This is a genomic window from Asticcacaulis taihuensis (genome assembly GCF_900100255.1).
Taxonomy (GTDB): Bacteria; Pseudomonadota; Alphaproteobacteria; order Caulobacterales; family Caulobacteraceae; genus Asticcacaulis; species Asticcacaulis taihuensis.
Window position 1 is genome coordinate 1424209 of the sequence record NZ_FMTS01000001.1, and the last position, 20436, is coordinate 1444644.

General features: G+C 59.9%; 20 protein-coding genes. 14 read left to right on the forward strand and 6 right to left on the reverse strand.

What is annotated here, in order from left to right:
- Positions 1–169 precede the first annotated feature (169 nt).
- A complete protein-coding gene (locus BLO49_RS06700) occupies positions 170–637 on the reverse strand; it encodes an EF-hand domain-containing protein (RefSeq protein ID WP_170828224.1) in 468 nt (155 codons plus the stop codon).
- Positions 638–828: 191 nt separating this feature from the next.
- Entirely contained in the window at positions 829–1293 is a 465-nt protein-coding gene (locus BLO49_RS06705; RefSeq protein WP_170828225.1) for an EF-hand domain-containing protein, read from the reverse strand.
- Between the two features lie 223 nt (positions 1294–1516).
- Here BLO49_RS06705 and BLO49_RS06710 point away from each other — a divergent pair, with 223 nt between their 5' ends.
- The 6 genes from BLO49_RS06710 to fba all read left to right on the forward strand — a co-directional run bounded on the left by BLO49_RS06710 (position 1517) and on the right by fba (position 7840).
- On the forward strand, positions 1517–2269 hold the full coding sequence (locus tag BLO49_RS06710; RefSeq protein ID WP_090645812.1) for a response regulator: 753 nt from the start codon (positions 1517–1519) through the stop codon (positions 2267–2269).
- 12 nt (positions 2270–2281) lie between these two features.
- Positions 2282–3865 carry a HAMP domain-containing sensor histidine kinase gene (locus BLO49_RS06715; RefSeq protein ID WP_245678883.1) on the forward strand — a complete coding sequence of 528 codons (1584 nt, stop codon included), beginning with the start codon at positions 2282–2284 and terminating at the stop codon, positions 3863–3865.
- 189 nt (positions 3866–4054) lie between these two features.
- Positions 4055–5077: a type I glyceraldehyde-3-phosphate dehydrogenase gene (gene gap / locus BLO49_RS06720; protein WP_090645815.1), complete on the forward strand. Its 1023-nt coding sequence runs from the start codon at positions 4055–4057 to the stop codon at positions 5075–5077.
- A gap of 54 nt (positions 5078–5131) precedes the next feature.
- Entirely contained in the window at positions 5132–5449 is a 318-nt protein-coding gene (locus tag BLO49_RS06725; protein ID WP_090645818.1) for a hypothetical protein, read from the forward strand.
- A gap of 36 nt (positions 5450–5485) precedes the next feature.
- Positions 5486–6661 carry a phosphoglycerate kinase gene (locus BLO49_RS06730; protein ID WP_090645820.1) on the forward strand — a complete coding sequence of 392 codons (1176 nt, stop codon included), beginning with the start codon at positions 5486–5488 and terminating at the stop codon, positions 6659–6661.
- 141 nt (positions 6662–6802) lie between these two features.
- Complete coding sequence (fba, locus tag BLO49_RS06735; protein ID WP_090645823.1) at positions 6803–7840, forward strand: class II fructose-bisphosphate aldolase; 1038 nt, start codon at positions 6803–6805, stop codon at positions 7838–7840.
- Between the two features lie 203 nt (positions 7841–8043).
- Here fba and BLO49_RS06740 read toward each other — a convergent pair whose 3' ends face one another.
- Positions 8044–8868, reverse strand: a complete 825-nt coding sequence (locus BLO49_RS06740; protein ID WP_090645827.1) for an inositol oxygenase family protein — start codon at positions 8866–8868, stop codon at positions 8044–8046.
- 373 nt (positions 8869–9241) lie between these two features.
- Between BLO49_RS06740 and BLO49_RS06745 the strand changes: the two genes are divergently transcribed.
- From BLO49_RS06745 to BLO49_RS06775, 7 genes are all read left to right on the forward strand, one after another.
- Entirely contained in the window at positions 9242–10525 is a 1284-nt protein-coding gene (locus BLO49_RS06745) for a GRP family sugar transporter (protein WP_090645830.1), read from the forward strand.
- Positions 10526–10620: 95 nt separating this feature from the next.
- Positions 10621–11628: a LacI family DNA-binding transcriptional regulator gene (locus tag BLO49_RS06750; RefSeq protein WP_090645832.1), complete on the forward strand. Its 1008-nt coding sequence runs from the start codon at positions 10621–10623 to the stop codon at positions 11626–11628.
- 154 nt (positions 11629–11782) lie between these two features.
- On the forward strand, positions 11783–12844 hold the full coding sequence (locus tag BLO49_RS06755; protein ID WP_090645835.1) for a class I SAM-dependent methyltransferase: 1062 nt from the start codon (positions 11783–11785) through the stop codon (positions 12842–12844).
- Between the two features lie 65 nt (positions 12845–12909).
- Positions 12910–13458, forward strand: coding sequence for a 6-carboxytetrahydropterin synthase (locus tag BLO49_RS06760; RefSeq protein ID WP_170828226.1), 549 nt, complete (start codon positions 12910–12912; stop codon positions 13456–13458).
- Positions 13455–13811 carry a dihydroneopterin aldolase gene (folB, locus tag BLO49_RS06765; RefSeq protein ID WP_090645838.1) on the forward strand — a complete coding sequence of 119 codons (357 nt, stop codon included), beginning with the start codon at positions 13455–13457 and terminating at the stop codon, positions 13809–13811. Before BLO49_RS06760 ends, folB begins: the two co-directional genes overlap by 4 nt.
- A complete protein-coding gene (locus BLO49_RS06770) occupies positions 13804–14349 on the forward strand; it encodes a DinB family protein (protein ID WP_090645840.1) in 546 nt (181 codons plus the stop codon). The genes folB and BLO49_RS06770 overlap by 8 nt, the downstream gene beginning before the upstream one ends.
- 66 nt (positions 14350–14415) lie before the next feature.
- The gene (locus BLO49_RS06775; RefSeq protein ID WP_090645844.1) at positions 14416–14835 is read left to right on the forward strand and encodes a hypothetical protein; all 420 of its coding nucleotides are present in this window, start codon (positions 14416–14418) and stop codon (positions 14833–14835) included.
- 13 nt (positions 14836–14848) lie between these two features.
- Here BLO49_RS06775 and BLO49_RS06780 read toward each other — a convergent pair whose 3' ends face one another.
- The 3 genes from BLO49_RS06780 to uvrB form a co-directional block, all read right to left on the reverse strand.
- On the reverse strand, positions 14849–15463 hold the full coding sequence (locus BLO49_RS06780) for a DUF3617 domain-containing protein (protein WP_090646232.1): 615 nt from the start codon (positions 15461–15463) through the stop codon (positions 14849–14851).
- 191 nt (positions 15464–15654) lie between these two features.
- Positions 15655–16059, reverse strand: a complete 405-nt coding sequence (locus tag BLO49_RS06785; protein WP_245678884.1) for a hypothetical protein — start codon at positions 16057–16059, stop codon at positions 15655–15657.
- Positions 16060–16342: 283 nt separating this feature from the next.
- Positions 16343–18499: an excinuclease ABC subunit UvrB gene (gene uvrB / locus BLO49_RS06790; protein WP_090645845.1), complete on the reverse strand. Its 2157-nt coding sequence runs from the start codon at positions 18497–18499 to the stop codon at positions 16343–16345.
- Between the two features lie 647 nt (positions 18500–19146).
- Between uvrB and BLO49_RS06795 the strand changes: the two genes are divergently transcribed.
- The gene (locus BLO49_RS06795; protein WP_245678885.1) at positions 19147–20256 is read left to right on the forward strand and encodes a cell wall hydrolase; all 1110 of its coding nucleotides are present in this window, start codon (positions 19147–19149) and stop codon (positions 20254–20256) included.
- Positions 20257–20436 lie beyond the last annotated feature (180 nt).

Consider the following 20436-nt stretch of genomic DNA (forward strand, 5'->3'; position numbering starts at 1 on the left):
TTGATGCCTCCGAAACAGGGCGACCTGCCCTGTTTCGGCAAGCGCGACTGCGCGCCGCGCACGTTTGCGCGTAAACTTCTTTCGAAAGAAAGAGCCGTGACAGCGGCGGCTGTCACGGCTCCGATCTGTCATGTCCGCTCCGGGGAGATACGGACATTACAGAAGCCTTTTAGCGTCCCTGCTGGGGCGCCATATCCTGACGGTGATGGCGCCAGCCCTTATGGCCCTGCGACAATTCCGTGGCGTCAAGGAAGCCGTCATGGTTGGCGTCGGCCTTGTCGAAGCGGGCTTTCGCCATGGCTTCGCTTTCGGCCCACGACACCTTGCCGTCCTTGTCGGTATCGATACGGGCGAGCATTTTAGCCTGGCGTTCGGCGCGATGCGCCTGCCAGCCGGCCTTGAGTTCGTCCTTCGTTACCTTGCCGTCCTTATTGGCGTCGATCTCGTCAAAAGTCTTGGCGAGGCGGCCTTTAGCCTCGCTCTTATCGAGCGCGCCGTCCTTGTTAACATCGAGTGCATCAAAGCGTTGGCCGTGATGCTTATGGTTAGTCGTATCCGTAGCGGTCTGCGCCAGCGCGCCGCCCACAAGGGCTGCACCAAGCGCCATGATAGAAACAAACGTCAGTGTACGTGACATGAGTTGAGTTCCTGAGTGGATAGAACGAACAGTCCCCATTCGTGCCGTTATCCAGTCAAACGGAAGCGGTGATATTTTCCGTCGCAAAAATTTTTGCGGAATTTTTTCATAAAAAAAGACCGGAGCTTTCGCTCCGGCCAGGTGTGCCATCCACGGCAACTTTTTCACCGCCCAGCGGCGAAATTACAGGACTATCTTTCCGGCGGTGGGACCGGCGGACCATCTCCCTCAGGCCCGCCTTCAGGCGGCGGGGGCGGCGCCTTCAATTCGGTCTCATCGAGATAACCATCCTTATTGGCATCCATCCGAGCAAAATGGGCCTTCATCGGCGCGCTGAATTCCTCAAGGCTGATCCTGCCATCCTTGTCCGTATCAAGCTGTTTGAGATCAGGCCCATGGAAAGGCATGGGACCGCCCCTGCCTCGGGGGCCGTCATGTTCACGACCGCGCCAGTGATCGCCATCGGGTCTTTTCGGACGGAAAGCGTCGAATTCGGCCTGACTGATCACGCCATCCTTATTGGTATCGATATCGCTGAAGGCCGGCCTGGCCGGGCCATCGGTCTTCGGGGCATCCATTCCGTCCGCCAGAGCCGGCAGGGCGCATATGCCGGCGAGTGTCAGGGACAGGCCCAACCAGTGAACAGGCTTTAACATGCTGTTTCTCCTCGTCATTTCATCAAAGAGCGAAATATCGAACGCTCTTCACAGATCGTCAGAATGCGCCCGACATATTGCCCGCCGATGTCAGGCACGGCCCGAAATCAGGCCAAAATAAGATTTATTATGACAGCGGCGACATCGGAAAGCCGTAAGCCTGCGTCATTGCGGTCACAGGTCTTTTTCCTTATCAGCGCCCGCAATCACGAGTATCGTCGCCATGTCATCAGCCATACAGTCCGCCATGCCCCAGACCGTCACCGCTGCCCCCACGCGCATCCTTGTCGTCGATGATGACGCCGACCTGCGCGAACTGATCAGCGGTTTCCTGAGCCAGAATGGTTTCGAGGTCCAGACGGCCGCGCAAGGCCGCGATATGGAAAAGATCCTGGCGCGCGGCGATATCCAGCTGATCGTGCTTGATTACATGATGCCGGGTGAAGACGGCCTCAGCATATGCAAGCGGATCAACGAACAGGGTGGCCCGCCGGTCATCATGCTGTCGGCGCGCGGCGAAGAGATCGACCGTATCGTCGGCCTCGAACTCGGCGCCGATGACTACATGGCCAAGCCATTCCATCCGCGCGAACTGCTGGCCCGCATCCGCGCCGTCATGCGCCGCCGCGAAGCCCGCAACGGCTTGAATGGTTTTGGGGGAGAAAAGTCGCCGATCACGCATTTCTTCAACTGGCAACTCGACAATATCAAGCGCACGCTTGTCCGCCCGGATGGCATCCAGGTGGCGCTTTCCAATGCCGAATTCGAACTGCTGCGCGTCTTCCTCGATCGCCCCGGTCGGGCGCTTTCCCGCGACCAGATTCTCGACTACCTGCACGGCCCCAATACCGACAGCTTCGACCGCGCCATCGATGTGCAGATTTCCCGTCTGCGCAAGAAGCTGAGCGACGATGCCAATGAAGACATTATCCGAACCATCCGCGGCATCGGCTACATGTTCAAGCCGTTAAAGTAACCGGAACCACCTTTGAGCCCCTTGTCCGCCGCCCCCTCGCGCACACAGCTTATCTCCCTGCCAATCTTCTGGCAGGTGATGGGCCTTTCACTCGCCGTGCTGGTACTGGCACTGGTCATCCCCGTGCTCGTGGTGCTGAAGGCGCCCGAACCGCCGCCCTCCGGCTACAGCCTGACGGAGGCGGTGACCGCGCTCAAGACCGGCGAGGTCCGGCTGCAGAACGGCCACCGGCTGAAGGCCATCACCGTCTCCGCGCGCCCGGCCTTTATCGACAAGGCGCCGGACGCGACGGATTCCCGCGCCCTGCGGACCTATAATTTCCAGGCCGGCATTGCCCAGAAACTGGCGGCGGAACTGCATGTGCCGACGGATACGGTCTTCGTGCATATCCAGCCGCATCGCCGCTTCGATGGCGGCCCAAGAACCTTCGCGTTTCAGCGTGACGGCTTCCCGGCCGCCGGTCCGAACGTCATGACATCGCAGGCGCCGCCCAATGACTTCCCGCGCCTGGATCAGGGCCCGGATCAGGCACAGGGTGCGCACGAAGGGCCGGCCAGCGATATGCCGCCCGCCGACCGTGCTTTCAATCCCGGCTTTGGCGGCAATCGTGTGGTGACCTTCAACGGCGAGACCCGCGCCGATATCTTCTATCCCGCCTTCAGCGCCGCCTGGCAACTCAAGGACGGCACCTGGCGCGTCATTACCCCGCCCAGGGAACTGATCGCCCCCTGGCAGGAGCGCCTCCTGCTCGGCTTCGTCCTGACGGCCCTGCTGATCCTGCCGCTCGCCTGGTGGCTGTCGCAGCGGCTCTCCCGGCCGATCATCGCCTTTTCCGAAGCTGCCTCCAAGCTGAGCGTGGAGGACAATGCGCCGCCCGTGCTTTCCGTCGGCCCGCGCGAGGTGCGCGCCGCCGCCGAGGTGCTCAATGAAATGCAGGCGCGCATCCGCAAGCAGGTGGAAAGCCGCACCATGCTGATGGCGGCCATCGCCCACGACCTCAAGACGCCGCTGGCCCGGATGCGCCTGCGCATCGAGGATGTCCCCGCCCCCCTGCGCGAAAAGCTGAATAACGACATCGCCCACATGGATGGGCTGATCCGCAGCGCCATGAGCTTCACCAGCGCCCACAAGATGAACGAGACCCTGCGGCCGCTTGATTTCTCGGCGCTGGTCGACTCCTTGAGCGACGATCTGTGCGCCGTTTGCGATATGGACCCGGCACGGATCGAGGATAATATCATGGTCCGGGGCGACGCCGTGGCGCTGAAGCGTATCCTGATCAACCTGGTCGAAAACGCCGGACGCTATGCCGGCGGCTGCCGCATCGAACTGGCGCGGCGCGGCAACAAGGCGGAACTGCGCGTCATCGATAACGGCCCCGGCCTGCCGTCCGAAGCCCTGGAAACCGTCTTCGAGCCTTTCTACCGGCTGGAGTCCTCGCGCAACCGCGATACCGGCGGCACGGGCCTCGGCCTTTCGGTGGCGCGCGCCCTGACCGAAGCGCAAGGCGGCACACTGACGGCCACCAACCGCTATGAGGGCACAGACATTGTCGGGCTGGAACTATTGATGGTCCTGCCGATATTGGCGCGCTAAGTCGTTTCAAATCCGACTATAAAAATGTCGCTTACGACCTTGATTATAAGGCCCTGATCTGGAATTTCTGTGATAACGTTACCATATCCTGGTCAGCGCGAAATAAGGCTTGACTTCAAAGCCTTGAGGCTAAAAAACCACCGCGCAATTACAGCGATTGGTGCTGCTATCTCATAAAAGGATTTCCCCATGGCTTTACGTGTCGCCATCAACGGTTTTGGCCGCATCGGCCGTCTGGTTCTGCGCTCGATCATTGAGCATAACCGCACGGACATCGAAGTGGTTGCGATCAACGACCTGGGCCCGGTGGAAACCAATGCGCACCTGCTGCGCTACGATTCGATCCACGGCCGGTTCCCGGCCAAGGTGGCCGTCGAGGGCGACAGCCTGGTCATCACCGCCAATGGCAAGACCTATGCGCCGATCAAGGTGACGGCGATCCGCAATCCGGCCGAACTGCCGCATAAGGATCTCAAGGTCGATATCGCCTTCGAATGCACCGGCATCTTCACCAAGCGCGACACCGCCGCCGCCCACCTGGAAGCCGGCGCCAAGCGCGTCATCGTCTCGGCTCCGGCCGACGGCGCCGACAAGACCATCGTCTACGGCGTCAACCACGATGTCCTGACCAAGGATGACCTGGTCATCTCCAACGCTTCCTGCACCACCAACTGCCTGGCGCCGGTCGCCAAGGTGCTGCATGACCTTTGCGGCATCGTCAACGGCTACATGACGACGATCCACTCCTACACCAACGACCAGCCGTCGCTCGACCAGATGCACAAGGATCTGTATCGCGCCCGCGCCGCCGCCCTTTCCATGATCCCGACCTCGACCGGCGCCGCCAAGGCCGTTGGCCTCGTCCTGCCGGAACTGAAGGGCAAGCTGGACGGTTCCTCGATCCGCGTGCCCACCCCGAACGTCTCGGCCGTCGACCTGGTGTTCAATGCCGGCCGCGACGTGACGAAGGAAGAGATCAACGCCGCCATCAAGGCCGCCGCTGACGGCCCGATGAAGGGTGTTCTGGCCTATACCGACGAGCCGCTGGTCTCGCACGACTTCAACCACGAGCCCGCCTCCTCGACCTTCGCCCTGGCCCAGACCCAGGTCATCGAAGGCAAGCTGGTGCGCATCCTTTCGTGGTACGACAACGAATGGGGCTTCTCCTCGCGCATGGCCGACACGGCCGTCGCCTTCGGTAAGTTCCTCTGATAAGATTAGCCCCGCCGGATCGTCTCGGCGGGGTTTTTCTTCACGGACCAGGTCATGGCAATCAAAGAGCAACTGTCAAAGGAGGACCAGGCCCTGCCCTGGCTGATCGGAGCTTTTGTTGCCGGTGTGGTGACCATGTTCACTCTCGTGATGCTTGCTCTCAGGTTATATGTTGATATTGACCACCCGTATGTGGTTGTCGCCATTGTCCTTTGTCTATTTTCGGTCCTGACCTGGATTTGTCGTAACCGGGCTTCCGTTAAACCCTCAGTCGCATCACAGGTTCTGATCGTTATCGGCCAATCCTTACTTTTGACAACCGGCGCCGCCGGTACTTTTTACTTTCTAATGTCCATTTACCCGCCGAATTAATACCGGCGACGGCACATCCAGAGGAATCTGCCTTCCATGACCTTCAAGACTCTCGACGACGTTTCTGACCTCAACGGCAAGACCGCGCTGGTGCGCGTCGATTTCAACGTGCCGGTCGAGAATGGCCGCATCACCGATGACACCCGCTTGAAGGTCGCTCTGCCGACCATTAAAAAGCTGCTCGACAAGGGCGCCACGGTGGCCCTACTGGCCCACTTTGATCGCCCCAAGGGCAAGGTCGTACCGGAAATGTCGCTCGGCTTCGTGGCCCCGGCGCTTTCCGCCCTGCTCGGCCAGGATGTTGCCTTTGCCGGTAGTCTTGATCAGCGCTATGCCGGCCCGGCCAGGGTTGTGCTTTATGAAAACGTCCGCTTCCATCCCGGCGAGGAAAAGAACGACGCCGGCTTCGCCAGGCAACTGGCCGCGCTCGGTGATATCTATGTCAACGACGCCTTCTCCGCCGCCCACCGCGCCCATGCTTCCACCGAAGGCGTGGCCCACCTGATCCCGGCCTATGCCGGTGAATCCATGCGCCGCGAACTGACTGCGCTCGATGCCGCCCTGGGCAATCCGCAGCGCCCGACGCTCGGCATTGTCGGCGGCTCCAAGGTCTCCACCAAGCTCGACCTGCTGAAAAACCTGGTCAGCAAGCTGGACTACCTCGCCATCGGCGGCGGCATGGCCAATACCTTCCTGTTTGCCCAAGGCTACGATGTCGGCGGCTCTTTGTGCGAAAAGGATCTGAAGGACACCGCTCTTGAGATCATGGCGGCAGCCAGCGAGGCCGACTGCCGTCTCCTGCTACCGCTCGATGTCGTGGTGGCGCAGGAATTCAAGGCCAATGCCGCCAACCGCACGGAGGATATCGGTTCGCCACTCACCGATGCCGACAAAATTTTCGACGCCGGCCCCAGGACGGTCGATGAACTGTGCAAGATCATGGCCGGCGCCAAGACCCTAATCTGGAACGGCCCGCTCGGTGTGTTTGAATTGCCACCGTTCGACGCCGCAACCGTCGCGGCCGCGAAATTTGCTGCGGAGCAAACCAGATCAGGTAAGCTGGTCGCCGTGGCCGGTGGCGGCGATACTGTTGCCGCGCTGAACCACGCCGGCGTGACCGACGACATGACGTTTGTCTCGACCGCCGGGGGCGCCTTCCTCGAATGGATGGAGGGCAAGGTTCTGCCGGGCGTCGCCGCGCTGGAAGCGTAATTGGAACAATAGTTGCAGGGCTATTGTCGCATTTAAAATTTATGTCCGGACGGTTCAAAACAGGTCAAAGACCACGCCGTTCGGGCAGTTTACCGGCCCCGCCACAGGGCCATTTCACAACTAGCCAAAAAAGGGAAAATAATGGCTCGTATAAGTTTGCGTCAGTTGCTCGATCACGCCGCCGAAAATAACTATGGCGTGCCGGGCTTCAACATCAACAACATGGAACAGGGCATCGCCATCATGGAGGCGGCGCGCAAGACCGCGTCACCGGTGATCCTCCAGGCCTCGCGCGGCGCCCGTGCCTATGCCAACGACCTGATGCTGAAGCGCATCATCAATGCGCTGGCCGAAATCTACCCGGAAATCCCGCTCTGCATGCACCAGGACCATGGCAACTCCTTGGGCACCTGCGCCTCGGCCATCCAGCACGGCTTCACCTCGGTGATGATGGACGGCTCCCTGAAGGCCGATGCCAAGACCCCGGCCGACTACGACTACAATGTCGATATCACCCGCAAGGTCGTCGAGATGGCCCATGCCTGCGGCGTCTCGGTCGAGGGCGAACTGGGCGTGCTTGGCTCGCTGGAAACCGGCATGGGCGAAGCCGAAGACGGCCACGGCGCCGAGGGCGTCCTGTCGCATGACCAGCTCCTGACCGATCCGGATCAGGCCGTCGATTTTGTCGCCAAAACCGGAGTCGATGCGCTCGCCATCGCCATGGGCACCAGCCACGGCGCTTACAAGTTCACGCGCAAGCCGGATGGCGAAGTGCTGGCCATGCACGTCATCGAGGCCATCCACAAGCGCCTGCCCAATACCCATCTCGTCATGCACGGCTCGTCTTCCGTGCCGCAGGAATTGCAGGACGAGATCAACGCCTATGGCGGCGCCATTCCGCAGACCTGGGGCGTACCGGTCGAGGAACTGCAAAAGGCCATCAAGATGGGCGTGCGCAAGATCAATATCGATACCGACCTGCGCCTGGCCATCACCGCCGGTATCCGCAAGACCATGTCGGAAAACCCGGCCGGTTTCGATCCGCGCAGCTATTTCAAGCCGGCCTATGCCCTGATGCAGAAGGTCTGCGAAGACCGCTTCGAGCAGTTCGGCACCGCGGGCAATGCCCCGAAGATCAAGCCGGTCTCGCTGCAGAATATGGTGCAGTTCTATTTGTAAGGATCACTGGCTTTAAGCCTACGAAAGGCCACCGCATCGCGGTGGCCTTTACTTAGGTTTGCGACAAGGCCGCTATGGCGCTACAGGGTGGACATCAAATGTGCAACTTGGGCGCCTTATCGAAAGCGGACATTACCGACTGGCTGCGATCGAAAACATCGAACTCGGCCTTACAGGTCATAATGCCTAATTTGGCGAGTTGTTTACCAAGCAACCTTTGCAGGCAGAAACTCGGCGAACAGATCGTCGTAATAGGGCTTTAGCTCTGCCAGATTCGGCTTGGCATGACCTTTCGAGTACAGGTCGTACTTGTTGAATTTCAACACCCATTCCAGCATGGCGCGATCCTTGTCATTGCACAGGTGATCGTAAGCGCCATGCTTGTGCCAGGGATAGAAGGAATGGAAGCGCAGCATATAGAGCGCTTCATCCGGCAGATAAGGCTTCATCACCTCGGCAATATAGCCATCGTGGCCGAATGACATGTGCACAGTCTCAAGACCGCAATTGGGTTCGTAAATGCCATATTTGGTCTGGTATTCCGGCACATTACGATCCGGGTTGCCGGCAAAATATTCGTGAAAGACAATGTGCTCCGACCAGGCGCAGCCCACGGGATAGGTATCCCCAACCACGCCCCATTGCGGTTCACCCCACAGGCAAAGGCATTTGCCCAGGTCGTGCAGAAAGCCGGTCAGGATCATCCAGCGTGGCAGTCCGTCACGGCGCATGGCCTCCGAGGTTTGCAAAAGATGATCGGTCTGGGTCAGATCGGTGTCCGGATCGCTCTCATCGACCAGAGCATTGAGAAATTCCGCGGCCTCCCATATCGACTTCTGCCCCCTTGTCAGGCCGAAATATTCGGCCTCCTTGCGCAGAACATAGTCAACCGTCATCTGCTCGTGATTATGGCGATAAAACTGAGCGACGCCAGGCACGGCCGCCGCGTCATATTGACGAAATTCGTCCTCGCTCCTGCCTTCCTTATAGCGGCTGTCATCGGCAGCCTGTGTGGCGTTTGCACCCATAATTACGTCTCCTCTGATCTTATCCGGTTTTGTCTACGTTATCGCTTACGTATTTTAATTTCGCAAGGTGTGATAAATTTCAAAAGCCTCTTTGTGCGTTACTAATCACGCCTTGACACACCCTACGTAATGGGTAACGTTCCGTGGGTGCCCAAACCTTCCCACTGAGAGAACGGACGGGCCACAGGAAATGAGGAAACTGATGAACGAACAGCAGACGACCAGGTCGTCCATAGCGCGCGCGGTATTCACCGATATTCAATTCTGGGTTCCCGTACTGGTTCTGGCCTGCGGCATCCTTCTCCTGGCGCTCATCCACTGAAACGTGCCCCCTGAATCCGTATAAAAACTTGGGAAAGAAAGGACCGCCATCATGGCGTCTTCACAAAAGACGGCTGCGGGAGCGGCCAATCCGCAACACATGCTGGGCGTCTTATGCGGCCTGGCGGCCGGCGCCTGGCTTGGCGCGGCGGAAGCGCCGACCAAACTGGTCACGGCGGGTTTCTCTCCTTTCGCCATCTCTCTGTGTATGGTGGCCGGCGTCTTCGCCGCGCGCTGGACTTTCCCGACCCTGATGAAAGGCACAGGCTTTGTGTTTTCGGACATCGCCAGCAAACCTCACCTTATCGTCTGGGCGCTTCTGGCGGGTGCGCTATGGGCTGTCGCCAACACCCTGACCGTATTCGCCATTCGTGATGTCGGCCTCGCTACGGCCTTTCCTTTGTGGAACACCAATTCCCTGATCGGTTTGTTATGGGGCTGTCTGCTGTTTCGTGAAATGCGGGGGGCAGGCGCGCGCACCGCCGGCAAGGTGATATTCGGCACCCTGGCCATTATCGCCGCCGCCATTATGCTGGGCTTCAGCACGCTTCACGATCCGGGCGCGTCACCACACGCGATCCGTGGCCTGGCCGCGGCCGCAGGCGCCAGCCTGATGTGGGGCACCATGTATGTGCCTTACCGCAAAGCCTATCTGAGCGGCATGAATCCTCTTTCCTTCGTCACCATTTTCACCTTCGGCGAGTTGGGCACCATGCTGGCCCTGACCTGGTTTTTCGATCGCGGCTCGCATTCCTCGGCCATGCAGCTTATTCATAGCCGGCAGGTGCTGTTTTGGCTGTTCCTGGGCGGCTTTGTGTGGGTGATTGGTGATCTGTTTCAGCAATTTGCCACCAAATATCTCGGCATTAGCCGTGGCATTCCCTTGTCCAACACCAATCAGCTATGGGGACTGGCCTGGGGCGCGCTTGTGTTCGGAGAACTGGCCGGCGCCGATAAATTACATCTTGGCCTCGTCGCCGGCGGTTCGCTGCTTATGATCTTCGGGGCGCTGGCCATCAGCACGGCGTCGGCCGGCACGAACGAGATGAGCCGCCGCGACGAAGCCTTGCGACGCGAGTGCGACCGCTATGGCCTTGATTACCAGGAAACGCTGAGGGCGCAAAATGGCGACGAGACCAAGGGGCCGCGCGCCCGGCGCTGGTGGGACTGGGTCATAGTGACTGCCGCTGTCGGGCTGTTTGCCTGGCTGGCCGCCGATGCGGTTGTACCGCCTTTGGCGATGAATTGGGGCTGGGTAGCGGTCCTTTGCGCCATCCTGCTGGTGGCGCTGGCGGCAGGCTGCTGGGCACTGTGGACGCGCACGCGTTTCAGTTAGGCAATTCTGGCTCTGGCTCCTGGCGTCTGGACGCCGTTACCGAAGCGTGTGAATAGACCTATCAACAGGTTCAACACACTTTAAAAGTTCCCTCAATGGTGGTCAGGCTCAAAGACATAGCCCGCGATCTCGGCGTTTCTACGGTTACCGTCTCAAAGGTATTGCGCGGCCGGACCGACATCGGTCAGAAAACCCGTGAGCGCGTTCTGAAGCGGATGGACGAGCTGAACTACCAGCCCAATATGCTGGCGCGCGCCCTGGCGGGTGGCCGTTCCTATGCGGTCGGGTTGGTGGTGCCGGACCTGGTCCACCCTTTCTTCGGCGAATTCGCCCGATCACTGGCCGGGGCGCTGCGTTCGGAAGGTCTGGTGCTGGTTCTGGCGTCTTCCGAAGAAGATCCAGATATCGAGGAACAGGAAATCCAGACCCTTTTGACGCGCGGCGTCGATGTCTTGCTGGTCGCTTCCTGCCGCCCGTCAACGCACCCCCCCAAGGCTTTGACCGAAACCACCACGCCCGTTGTGCTCATTGACCGTCATTTTCCAAAATTGCCAATGGATTTCGTCGGCACCAATGACCTCATGGTGGGTGAAGTGGCGGGGCGCCATCTGGCCGGCATTGGCCGCAGACGGATCGCCCATATTGGCGGGCGCGGCATCAGTCCGACCGCAGACCGGCTCAAAGGCTTCCAGCGCGCCCTGGCCGCGGTGGGTATCGAACTGCCCAAAGAGTATGTCGTGACTCGTGAACGCTTTGAAGAAAGCGGCGATGCGACCGGCTACCATGCCATGCAGGAATTGCTGTCCTTGCGCGAACCGCCTGACGCCGTCTTCTGCTACAATGATCTGTCAGCCATTGGCGCCATGGACGCGGCGATGCAGGCCGGTTTGCGCATTCCGCACGATATTGCCTTCATAGGCTGCGGCAACCTGCGTTATGCCGATTATCTGCGTGTACCGCTGACCTCCGTTGACCAGAGCAGTCACCGGCTTGGAGACATGGCGGCGAAACGCGTTCTAGAACTGAGCACAGGCGCCGGCGGCGCGCCGCAAACCCTTCGCCTAGAACCGCGGTTGATTGTCCGTAAGTCAACCGTTGTCTGAGTACGATTTTTACAATTATAGGGCCTCTCAGGAACTTGACGGACCGGACCCAGCCGGCTTGCCGCGCGTTTCGGACAGGCGTACACTCCGGCAAAAGTTCCGCACTCCCTTTCCGGCGCATAGACGAAGTGGTCCATTCACAAGGAGCACAGTCATGCGTCAACCCGATCCTCAAAAACTCGATGCGCTCGTTGGCCGGATGGTCGGCGAGTTGGGCGCCGCCGTCACCGGCGCTACTGTCCTGCTGGGCGATCAGCTCGGTATCTACAAGGCCATGGCCGATGGCGTGCCCGTCACGCCCGAAAGCCTGGCGCGCAAGACCGGCTACAAGGAACGCTACCTGCGCGAATGGCTTTCCGCCCAGGCCGCGGCCGAATATATCGATTATAATGACGAGGACAGCACATTCAGCCTGTCCCCCGAACAGGCCATGGCCTTCGCCGATGAAGACAGCCCCGCCTTTTTCGGCGGCGCCTTTGAAATCATGCAGTCCATCTGGCTCGATGAACCGAAGATCGCCGAAGCCTTCCGCACCGGGGCGGGCGTCGGCTGGCACGACCACAGCCAGTGCCTCTTCCGCGGCACCGAACGCTTCTTCCGGCCGGGCTACAATGCGCACCTGATCGAGGAGTGGATTCCGGCGATCGACGGCCTGAAAGACAAGCTCGAACACGGCGCCAGGGTGGCCGATGTCGGCTGCGGCCATGGCGCTTCCACCATACTGATGGCCAAGGCGTTCCCGACCGCGAAACTGACCGGCTTCGATTATCACGGCCCCTCCATCGAACGCGCCAGGGCCGCCGCTAAAGAGGCCGGGGTCGATGATCGCGTCACCTTCGAGCAGGCGTCGGCCAAGGACTTCCCGGCCCGTGACTACGACCTCGTCGCCATGTTCGACTGCCTGCACGATATGGGCGATCCGGTCGGGGCCGGCAAGCATGTCAGGGAAACCCTGGCGCCCGACGGCACCTGGATGATCGTCGAGCCCTTCGCCCACGATACGCTGAAGGAAAACCTCAATCCGGTCGGCCGCATCTTCTATGGCGCCTCCACCATGGTCTGCACGCCGGCCTCGCTGTCGCAGGAAGTCGGGCTTGGCCTGGGGGCGCAGGCTGGTGAAATCCGCCTGCGCAAGGTGGCGATGGATGCCGGCTTCTCGCACTTCCGTCGCGCCACCGAAACGCCATTCAACATGGTTTTCGACGTGCGCGCCTGACCTAGCGATTGACTCCGGGGGCTCTATGGGATTTAGCAGGCATGAGTTTTCCATAGGCCCCTTCCGTGCAGCTTCAGTTCAAACGCCGCTTTTCCATGGCCCATCGCCTGCGCTTCGATGCCAATTCGAAGTGCCTGACGCCGCATGGCCATAACGAATTTGTCGTGGTCAGCCTGCAGGCGCGGGATGCCGGCGCCATGCGCTGGGGCAATGCCAACTACGCCGCCAGCTTCGCCGATCTGAAGCGCCACTGGCACCGCTTTGTCGATGACAGCCTGGACCATGCCTTTCAGCTTGGCCATGATGATCCGATGATCGGCTATTTCCGCCAGCACGAGCCGGACCTGCTGCCGCGCCTGCTGGTGATCGAAGGCGACCCGACCACCGAGGCGGTTTCTGCTGCGCTCTATATGAAGCTCAACGCCATACTGGCGGCGCACCTGCCCGATTTCGAATGCGTGCGCTTCGAGATCGAGGAAACCCCAACCAACAGCGTGGTGCTTGGTCCGGCCGATATCGCCGCCTGCCCGATCCGGCTGGGTGAATGGTGCCATCGCGCCGATATGAGCCTGAATGATCTGTTATCCCCTGAAGCCTGGGATCACTTAACATGAGCCTCACCTCCCGCCGCGTCTTCGTCAAAGGACTGAGGGTCGAGGCCGCTATCGGCATCTATGACCATGAGCATGGCCGCACCCAGCCTTTGATCATCGATGCCGTTTTTGATCTCGGCCTGCACGCTATCCACGGCCTGAAAGATACGCTGAACTATGAGCTGGTCGGCCAGATTGCCCGTGAGTTCATCGATCGCGGCCATATCAAGCTGGTCGAGACCCTGGCGGAAGACATGGCCCGTACGCTGGTGGCCCTGCCCCATGTCCGCCGCGTCGAGGTGTCCATTTCAAAACCGGAAGCCCTGGCCGACGCCGATCAGGCCGGCGTCTGCGTGGTGTATCAGAATGACTGAACTGGCCTACAAAGATCACCTGCGCCTGATGGCGACCTATAACAGCGTCATGAACCAGCGCCTGATCGCGGTCATCTCACCGCTGCCGGATGCCGAACTGCTGGCGCCGCGCGGGGCCTTCTTCGGCTCGATCCTTGGCACGCTGAACCATCTGGTCGTCGCCGACCTGATGTGGCTCAACCGTTTCCGACCGCAGCCCTATGGCGAGGTTCTGGCGCCGCTCGACGCCCTGCCGAAGCCAAAGGTGCTGGCCGACCTGCTTTACCCGACGCTTGCCGAACTGAAGCCGGTGCGCGAAGAACTGGACGCCCTCTATATCCGCTTTATCGATCAGTTGAGCGACGCCGATATCGCCGCGCCGCTCAGCTATCGCAACAGCAGTGGCCAGCCCTTCACGAAACCGGCCGGCCTGCTTCTCAGCCACGTTTTCAACCACCAGACCCACCACCGCGGACAAATCACCACCCTGCTCAGCCAGATGGGCCTGGATATCGGCGTCACCGACCTGGCGCCGCTGGTGCCGAATATCGAGATTTGAATATTGCATTGCGGTATGTTGCGGGCCGTATTAGGCTCCAGAGAAAGCCAGCCGGAATAGACCACAATGACCGCCAAGCCCCCTGCCGAGACGACCCTGAGCGGCCTGAAAGCCTTTCTGGCTGATCCGCGCCTGACCGCCTACCTCAACTATCTACTGATCCTCTTCACGATCATGACCTTTGGCCTGACCGCGCTTCTGGCCATGCTGGTGGCCAATTTCGCCGAGGACAAGGCGCCGGAGTGGATCAGGAGCCATTACGAATTCCAGAAGCGCACCTTCTGGTACGGCATAGGCCCGGTCCTGCTGAACGCGGTTGCTTATACCTTCGTGCAGAAGAACCATATCACCGCACCGGCGATCACGACTATCATGCTGCTACTGCTGTTGTTCTGCCTGGGCTATACGGTCGGCCGCGCCGTGATGGGGTTCAACCACCTGCTGCATCAGCGCCCGATCCCGAACCCGAAAGCCTGGCTGGCTTAAGTTCGGAAAACGCTTAATCCACCACATCCGGCGGCGGCGTTTCCGACGCCGGCGCTTTCGCACCACCGCGATCGACGCCCGCCATGCCGAAGAGATTCATCTTGACGCCGTCATTGATCACGTCACCCGGCTTCTGATCGGCGGCACAGGCGCCCAGACGCTTCGAACTGACCACATAATTGGTGACCCGGTTCATCTGGCTGCCGCCCGTGGTTTGCGAGCGGACAGTCATGTCATAATGGCTGTTGAAATCACCGGTGACCGAACCGGAATATTCGGTCACGACACCGGCGCCCATGGCGCATTCGGCCAGCACGCCCCAATTGCCCTCACCTTGCGGACTGAAGGTCTTGGTGGTGCAGGTATCGCCTGACAGGTCAGTGCCAAGGATGCCCAGGTGCTGGTCGGTGACCGCATCGATACATATCTTGAGCACCTGCGGTTTTTCCGGGCTGCCTTCTTCCGAAACGGTCGTCTGCCAAAGGCCTGGCTTACGTGCCGGCGGAGGCGGCGGCGGTTTAGGGGCCACAACCGGTGCCGGTGCAACCACGGGCGGCGGCGGCGTTTCCGGTTTCTTGTGACAGCCTGACAGCAAGGCCATACCCGCCAGCAGGATGAGACGGCTCATAACGCCTGCATTGACCTGGAACATCTTTTCGCTTTCCCGTCCGTCTCATAGGATTGCACAAGGCAACCGCTCGGCGGGCAGGACACATCAGCTTTCCGCCCGCGGAAGGAGAAAGACTATGGGAAAACCATCCCTTGCACCAGTCTTATAAACGGTGCCTGGGGAATTTTATTCGATGCTTAGCGCTGCTTTTAGCGCTTCCGGGAAATGACCTGGAGGGTTTGCAGGGTGCGCGGCAGTTCGTCTGCCAGACGCCGGCAGATTTCGCGGGCGCCGATCGAATAGACCTCGCCGCCATCGGCGATTTCGAGCGCCGCCTTGGCAGTGGCGTCGAGCAAGACTTCAAACTCGGCGATCTGTTCGCGGGCAAGCGCGCGGGCTTCTTCCTGCAAACGCCGGACACGCTGGGTGCGGGTTTCGCGGACCTGCGCCATGTCTTCGGGGAAATTGGCCTTGTGAGTGACCGGCGTAGGCAGGCTCATCACCTTGTCGCCATCGATCATCTGACCGAGGGCGATTTCCTTAGGCGCCGGATTTGCCCCTAAAGCGACCTCCTTGGAGACCGGCGGCACCACATTCAATCTAGTCCTACGCATCTCATTAACCCCATTTGACAAACGCAACACGAGTCAGTGTTCAAAGACAACCATATGTCTCAAGCGTCAGGCTGTGCAAGAAGAATGCCAGCCCGAACTGTCCATTATTGCGCCAATCGACCGGCACGCACTGGCAGCCCACAATGAAGGGTCTCTCGAAATCAAATAAAAATCCAGTGGGAATGTGGCGTGAATGCGTCAAAAGCGCATGATTTGTCCACAGGCGTTGCTCTTATATAACGCTATTCAGAGTGGAAAATTCCACATTTCCGGTATGAAAGAATTACTCGTTATCCAGCATGTCCTTGGCAAATTCCAGATCGAGCGTCTTGAGCCGCTTGATCTCGTCGCGCAGACGGGCGGCGGTCTCGAATTCGAGATTGCCGGCGGCCTCGCGCATCTTCGCCTCGAGATCGCGCAGGGTCGCCTGGAAGTTGGAACCGAGGAACGGCTTGGCATCCTTTTCCGCCACGCCCATCGGCACCTGGACGCGATCGCCCTTCTCATACGGGCTGTCCAGAATATCGGCGATGCCGCGCTTGACCGATTCCGGCGTGATGCCATGCTCGGCATTGTAGGCAAGTTGCTTTTCGCGGCGGCGATTGGTTTCAGCCAGTGCCCGCTCCATAGACCCGGTCATCTTATCGGCATAGAGGATCACCCGGCCATCGACATTGCGCGCCGCCCGGCCGATGGTCTGGATCAATGAGGTTTCCGAACGCAGGAAGCCTTCCTTGTCGGCATCGAGAATGGCGACGAAGCCGCATTCCGGGATATCGAGGCCTTCACGCAGAAGGTTGATGCCGACCAGCACATCGAAAGCACCGAGGCGCAGGTCGCGGATGATCTCGATGCGCTCCAGGGTATCGATATCGGAGTGCATGTAGCGCACGCGGATGCCCTGCTCGTGCATGTAGTCAGTCAGGTTCTCGGCCATCTTCTTGGTGAGCACAGTGACCAGCGAGCGATAGCCCTGCTTCGCCACCTCGCGTACCTCGGCGATCACGTCATCGACCTGGCTGAAATTGTCCTTATGAACCGGACGGATCTCGACCGGCGGATCGATCAGGCCGGTCGGGCGAATGACCTGCTCGGCGAAGACGCCCTGGGTGCGCTCCATCTCCCATTTGCCCGGCGTGGCAGACACATAAATCGACTGCGGCCGCATAGCGTCCCATTCCTCGAACTTGAGGGGACGGTTATCCATGCAGGAGGGCAGGCGGAAGCCGTATTCGGCGAGGATCGACTTACGTGCGAAGTCGCCGCGATACATACCGCCGATCTGCGATACCGAGACGTGGCTTTCGTCGACAAACAGCAGGGCGTTTTCCGGCATGTATTCAAAGAAGGTCGGCGGCGGTTCGCCGGGGCCGCGTCCGGTCAGGTAGCGCGAATAGTTTTCGATGCCGGCACAGGCGCCCGTCGCTTCGATCATTTCCAGATCGAAGGTGGTGCGCTGCTCCAGCCGTTGCGCCTCCAGCAGCTTGCCCTCGCCATGAAGTTGCTCCAGCCGCTGTTTCAGTTCGGCCTTGATGCGGTTGACGGCCTGGTTGAGCGTCGGGCGCGGCGTGACATAGTGGCTGGCGGCATAGACGCGGACCTCCTTCAGATCCTGCATCTTCTTGCCGGTCAGCGGGTCGAATTCCTGGATACCCTCGATCTCGTCGCCGAACATGTTGATGCGCCAGGCCCTGTCTTCATAGTGGGCCGGGAAGATTTCGATGACATCGCCGCGCCGGCGGAAGGTGCCGCGCTCGAACGCCTGGTCGTTGCGCTTGTATTGCAGGGCCACCAGGTCGGCACGCAACTGGCCTTCGTCGATCGTCTGACCGACCGTCAGGTCGAAGGTCATGGCGGTGTAGGTTTCCACGCTCCCGATACCATAGATACAGGAGACCGAAGCGACCACGATCACATCGTCACGTTCCAGAATGGCACGCGTAGCCGAATGGCGCATCCGGTCGATCTGCTCGTTGATCGAGGAGTCCTTCTCGATGAAGGTATCGGTGCGCGGCACATAGGCTTCCGGCTGATAATAGTCATAATAGGAGACGAAATACTCGACCGCATTATCCGGGAAGAACGCCTTGAACTCGCTGTATAGCTGGGCCGCCAGGGTCTTGTTATGCGCCATGATCAGGGCCGGACGCTGGGTCTGCTCGATGATCTTGGCCATGGTGAAGGTCTTGCCGGAACCGGTAACGCCGAGCAGCACCTGATCGTGCTCGCGGGCATTGATCCCCGCCATCAGGTCGGCGATGGCGGTCGGCTGATCGCCGGCCGGTTCATAGGGCGCGGCAAGACGGAATTTGCGACCACCTTCCGATTTTTCCGGCCGTTCCGGCTTATGCGGCACCCAGGTCACGGGCGTATTGGCGAAGTCGGCAACGAAGGCGCCAGAATTGTCGGAAAAACCGGGAGTTTGGGGAGAACGGCTCATGAACGTAACATAAGGGGAGACAAAAAAAATGAAAGGGGCGCATAAAAGTTTTGCGGCGCGTCAAACGGCCGGCCGATAACGGCGTTTTGCCGCATTACGGCGCCAGAACTTGTCAGCGGAGTCATCATACAGGCGTCATTTTTTGTGGGATTCCAGCCGGTTATTTTGGCGGTCCATCTTTACGCGGACGGAAAGGCGCCCGAAAATCTGTTAAGACGGTGTTTTAATGTTTCGTTAAATTAAGCTTTTCTGAATATGAATTTGACTATAAAGCAATTCCAAATAATAAAGATTTCATATTACCGATAATCTATCGGAAAATTACTTGGCTTTTCCTGTCAATAAAAAGATTTTAAGCTGCAATCAATTCGCATGATTTTCTTATAAGCCTCGGAGCATAACTGTTGCCCGCCAAGCATCCGCACAAAACGAACACATTTCCGCCACAATTGCCTCCTAGATAGCGGCCTGCCCAGCGGGTCCTATCTGTCCTGCTGGCGTGAGTCTTTGGTCTGTTAATTGCATTGAGTTAAGCGTGCATTCCTAACACCACAGGGCTTTCCCGGAGGGCACGTAACGCCCTCGTCACAGAGGACCAGATAGTCTTGATACCCATTTCGATTGCGCGCTATCGTATGCGCGCCCTCATGGCAGCGAGTGCAGTGGGCCTCCTGGTTGGCGCGTCGGTCGGCGCGGCTTGCCTGGGCAGCCACCTGGCTCACGACGGCAGCGCACCGAAGGACGCTGCCCGCCTGATGATGGCGGCACGCGACGGCAAGCTCGATATGCAGACGCTCGATGCGGCCGGAAAGGTCGATCAAAGCGCGCTCAATATCGCCATGCGTTTTTCGCAGTATGCCGGCACGGGCACCGATAACAGCCTGCTCGCCCAAAACCTGACCGCCATGCGCATCTCCGACGATGCCCGCAACCAGCGCGATCTCCCTGACGCCAAAATCGTCCTGGCCAGCAATATCGCTCCCGCCTCGCCCCTGGATGTCCCAACCGTGAGCGCACCTGCGGTCCGCGCCGCTGCGGCCATGAAATTCAAGAACGCCAACCGCAGCGATTCCGATTGCCTGACCCAGGCCGTCTATTATGAGGCGCGCGGCGAAGGCGTCGACGGAATGCGTGCCGTTGCCCAGGTCATCCTGAACCGCGTCCGCCACCCCGCCTACCCCAAAACCATCTGCGGCGTCGTCTATCAGGGGGCCTACCAGCGCACCTCCTGCCAGTTCAGCTTCGTCTGCAATGGCGCCATGGGCGCGCCGGTTGAAAGCTGGGCCTGGCGCCGCGCCAAGACGGTGGCTGACGCCGCGCTCAATGGTTATGTCATGACCTCGGTCGGCACCTCGACCAGTTTCCACACCACCGGCGTCAAGCCGGGCTGGGGCAGCACCATGGAACGCGTGGCCCAGATCGGCTCGCACATCTTCTATCAGTTCCGCGGCCGTGGTTCGCGCATCGCCAACACGCTCGACGCCGTCCGGCCTTCGGATGCGCCGGCAACAGCCGCCGAAACGCCGCAGGCCAACGCCAAGGCACAGGCGCTCGACAGCCAGACCGTGGCCATGCTGAACGCCCAGTCCCTGAATACGTCCGCCAAGGCCCAAGCCGATGCCGCCCAGAAGCCGGTGCAGGTTTCGGCGCAGATCCATGGCAAGTCGGCCCAGGAGATCATCGCCGAGGTCGCCACCACCAAGGCGCCCGCGCCAGCAGCTTCTGCCAAGAGCCCTGCCAAGGAAACCGGCCAGTAAATACAGCCCAGTGTATCCGAAAAGCGCGCCAATCAGAACGGTTGGCGCGCTTTTTTTGTCTTTTCTGTGTTCCCGGACAGGCCGTTAGGATTTCAACAACCTTAATCTGACAGGTTGGCCCAAAGGCTCATCTTAACCATGAGTCGCGGCCGGCGTTTGCGCGCCTGTACGCGACGAATG

Bases quoted from the DNA above. Each gene is read 5' to 3' on its own strand.
- BLO49_RS06700 (WP_170828224.1), bottom strand. From the start codon at position 637: ATGTCACGTACACTGACGTTTGTTTCTATCATGGCGCTTGGTGCAGCC.
- BLO49_RS06705 (WP_170828225.1), bottom strand. From the start codon at position 1,293: ATGTTAAAGCCTGTTCACTGGTTGGGCCTGTCCCTGACACTCGCCGGC.
- BLO49_RS06710 (WP_090645812.1), top strand. From the start codon at position 1,517: ATGTCATCAGCCATACAGTCCGCCATGCCCCAGACCGTCACCGCTGCC.
- gap (WP_090645815.1), top strand. From the start codon at position 4,055: ATGGCTTTACGTGTCGCCATCAACGGTTTTGGCCGCATCGGCCGTCTG.
- BLO49_RS06725 (WP_090645818.1), top strand. From the start codon at position 5,132: ATGGCAATCAAAGAGCAACTGTCAAAGGAGGACCAGGCCCTGCCCTGG.
- BLO49_RS06730 (WP_090645820.1), top strand. From the start codon at position 5,486: ATGACCTTCAAGACTCTCGACGACGTTTCTGACCTCAACGGCAAGACC.
- fba (WP_090645823.1), top strand. From the start codon at position 6,803: ATGGCTCGTATAAGTTTGCGTCAGTTGCTCGATCACGCCGCCGAAAAT.
- BLO49_RS06740 (WP_090645827.1), bottom strand. From the start codon at position 8,868: ATGGGTGCAAACGCCACACAGGCTGCCGATGACAGCCGCTATAAGGAA.
- BLO49_RS06745 (WP_090645830.1), top strand. From the start codon at position 9,242: ATGGCGTCTTCACAAAAGACGGCTGCGGGAGCGGCCAATCCGCAACAC.
- BLO49_RS06750 (WP_090645832.1), top strand. From the start codon at position 10,621: ATGGTGGTCAGGCTCAAAGACATAGCCCGCGATCTCGGCGTTTCTACG.
- BLO49_RS06755 (WP_090645835.1), top strand. From the start codon at position 11,783: ATGCGTCAACCCGATCCTCAAAAACTCGATGCGCTCGTTGGCCGGATG.
- folB (WP_090645838.1), top strand. From the start codon at position 13,455: ATGAGCCTCACCTCCCGCCGCGTCTTCGTCAAAGGACTGAGGGTCGAG.
- BLO49_RS06770 (WP_090645840.1), top strand. From the start codon at position 13,804: ATGACTGAACTGGCCTACAAAGATCACCTGCGCCTGATGGCGACCTAT.
- BLO49_RS06775 (WP_090645844.1), top strand. From the start codon at position 14,416: ATGACCGCCAAGCCCCCTGCCGAGACGACCCTGAGCGGCCTGAAAGCC.
- BLO49_RS06780 (WP_090646232.1), bottom strand. From the start codon at position 15,463: ATGAGCCGTCTCATCCTGCTGGCGGGTATGGCCTTGCTGTCAGGCTGT.
- BLO49_RS06785 (WP_245678884.1), bottom strand. From the start codon at position 16,059: ATGCGTAGGACTAGATTGAATGTGGTGCCGCCGGTCTCCAAGGAGGTC.
- uvrB (WP_090645845.1), bottom strand. From the start codon at position 18,499: ATGAGCCGTTCTCCCCAAACTCCCGGTTTTTCCGACAATTCTGGCGCC.
- BLO49_RS06795 (WP_245678885.1), top strand. From the start codon at position 19,147: ATGGCAGCGAGTGCAGTGGGCCTCCTGGTTGGCGCGTCGGTCGGCGCG.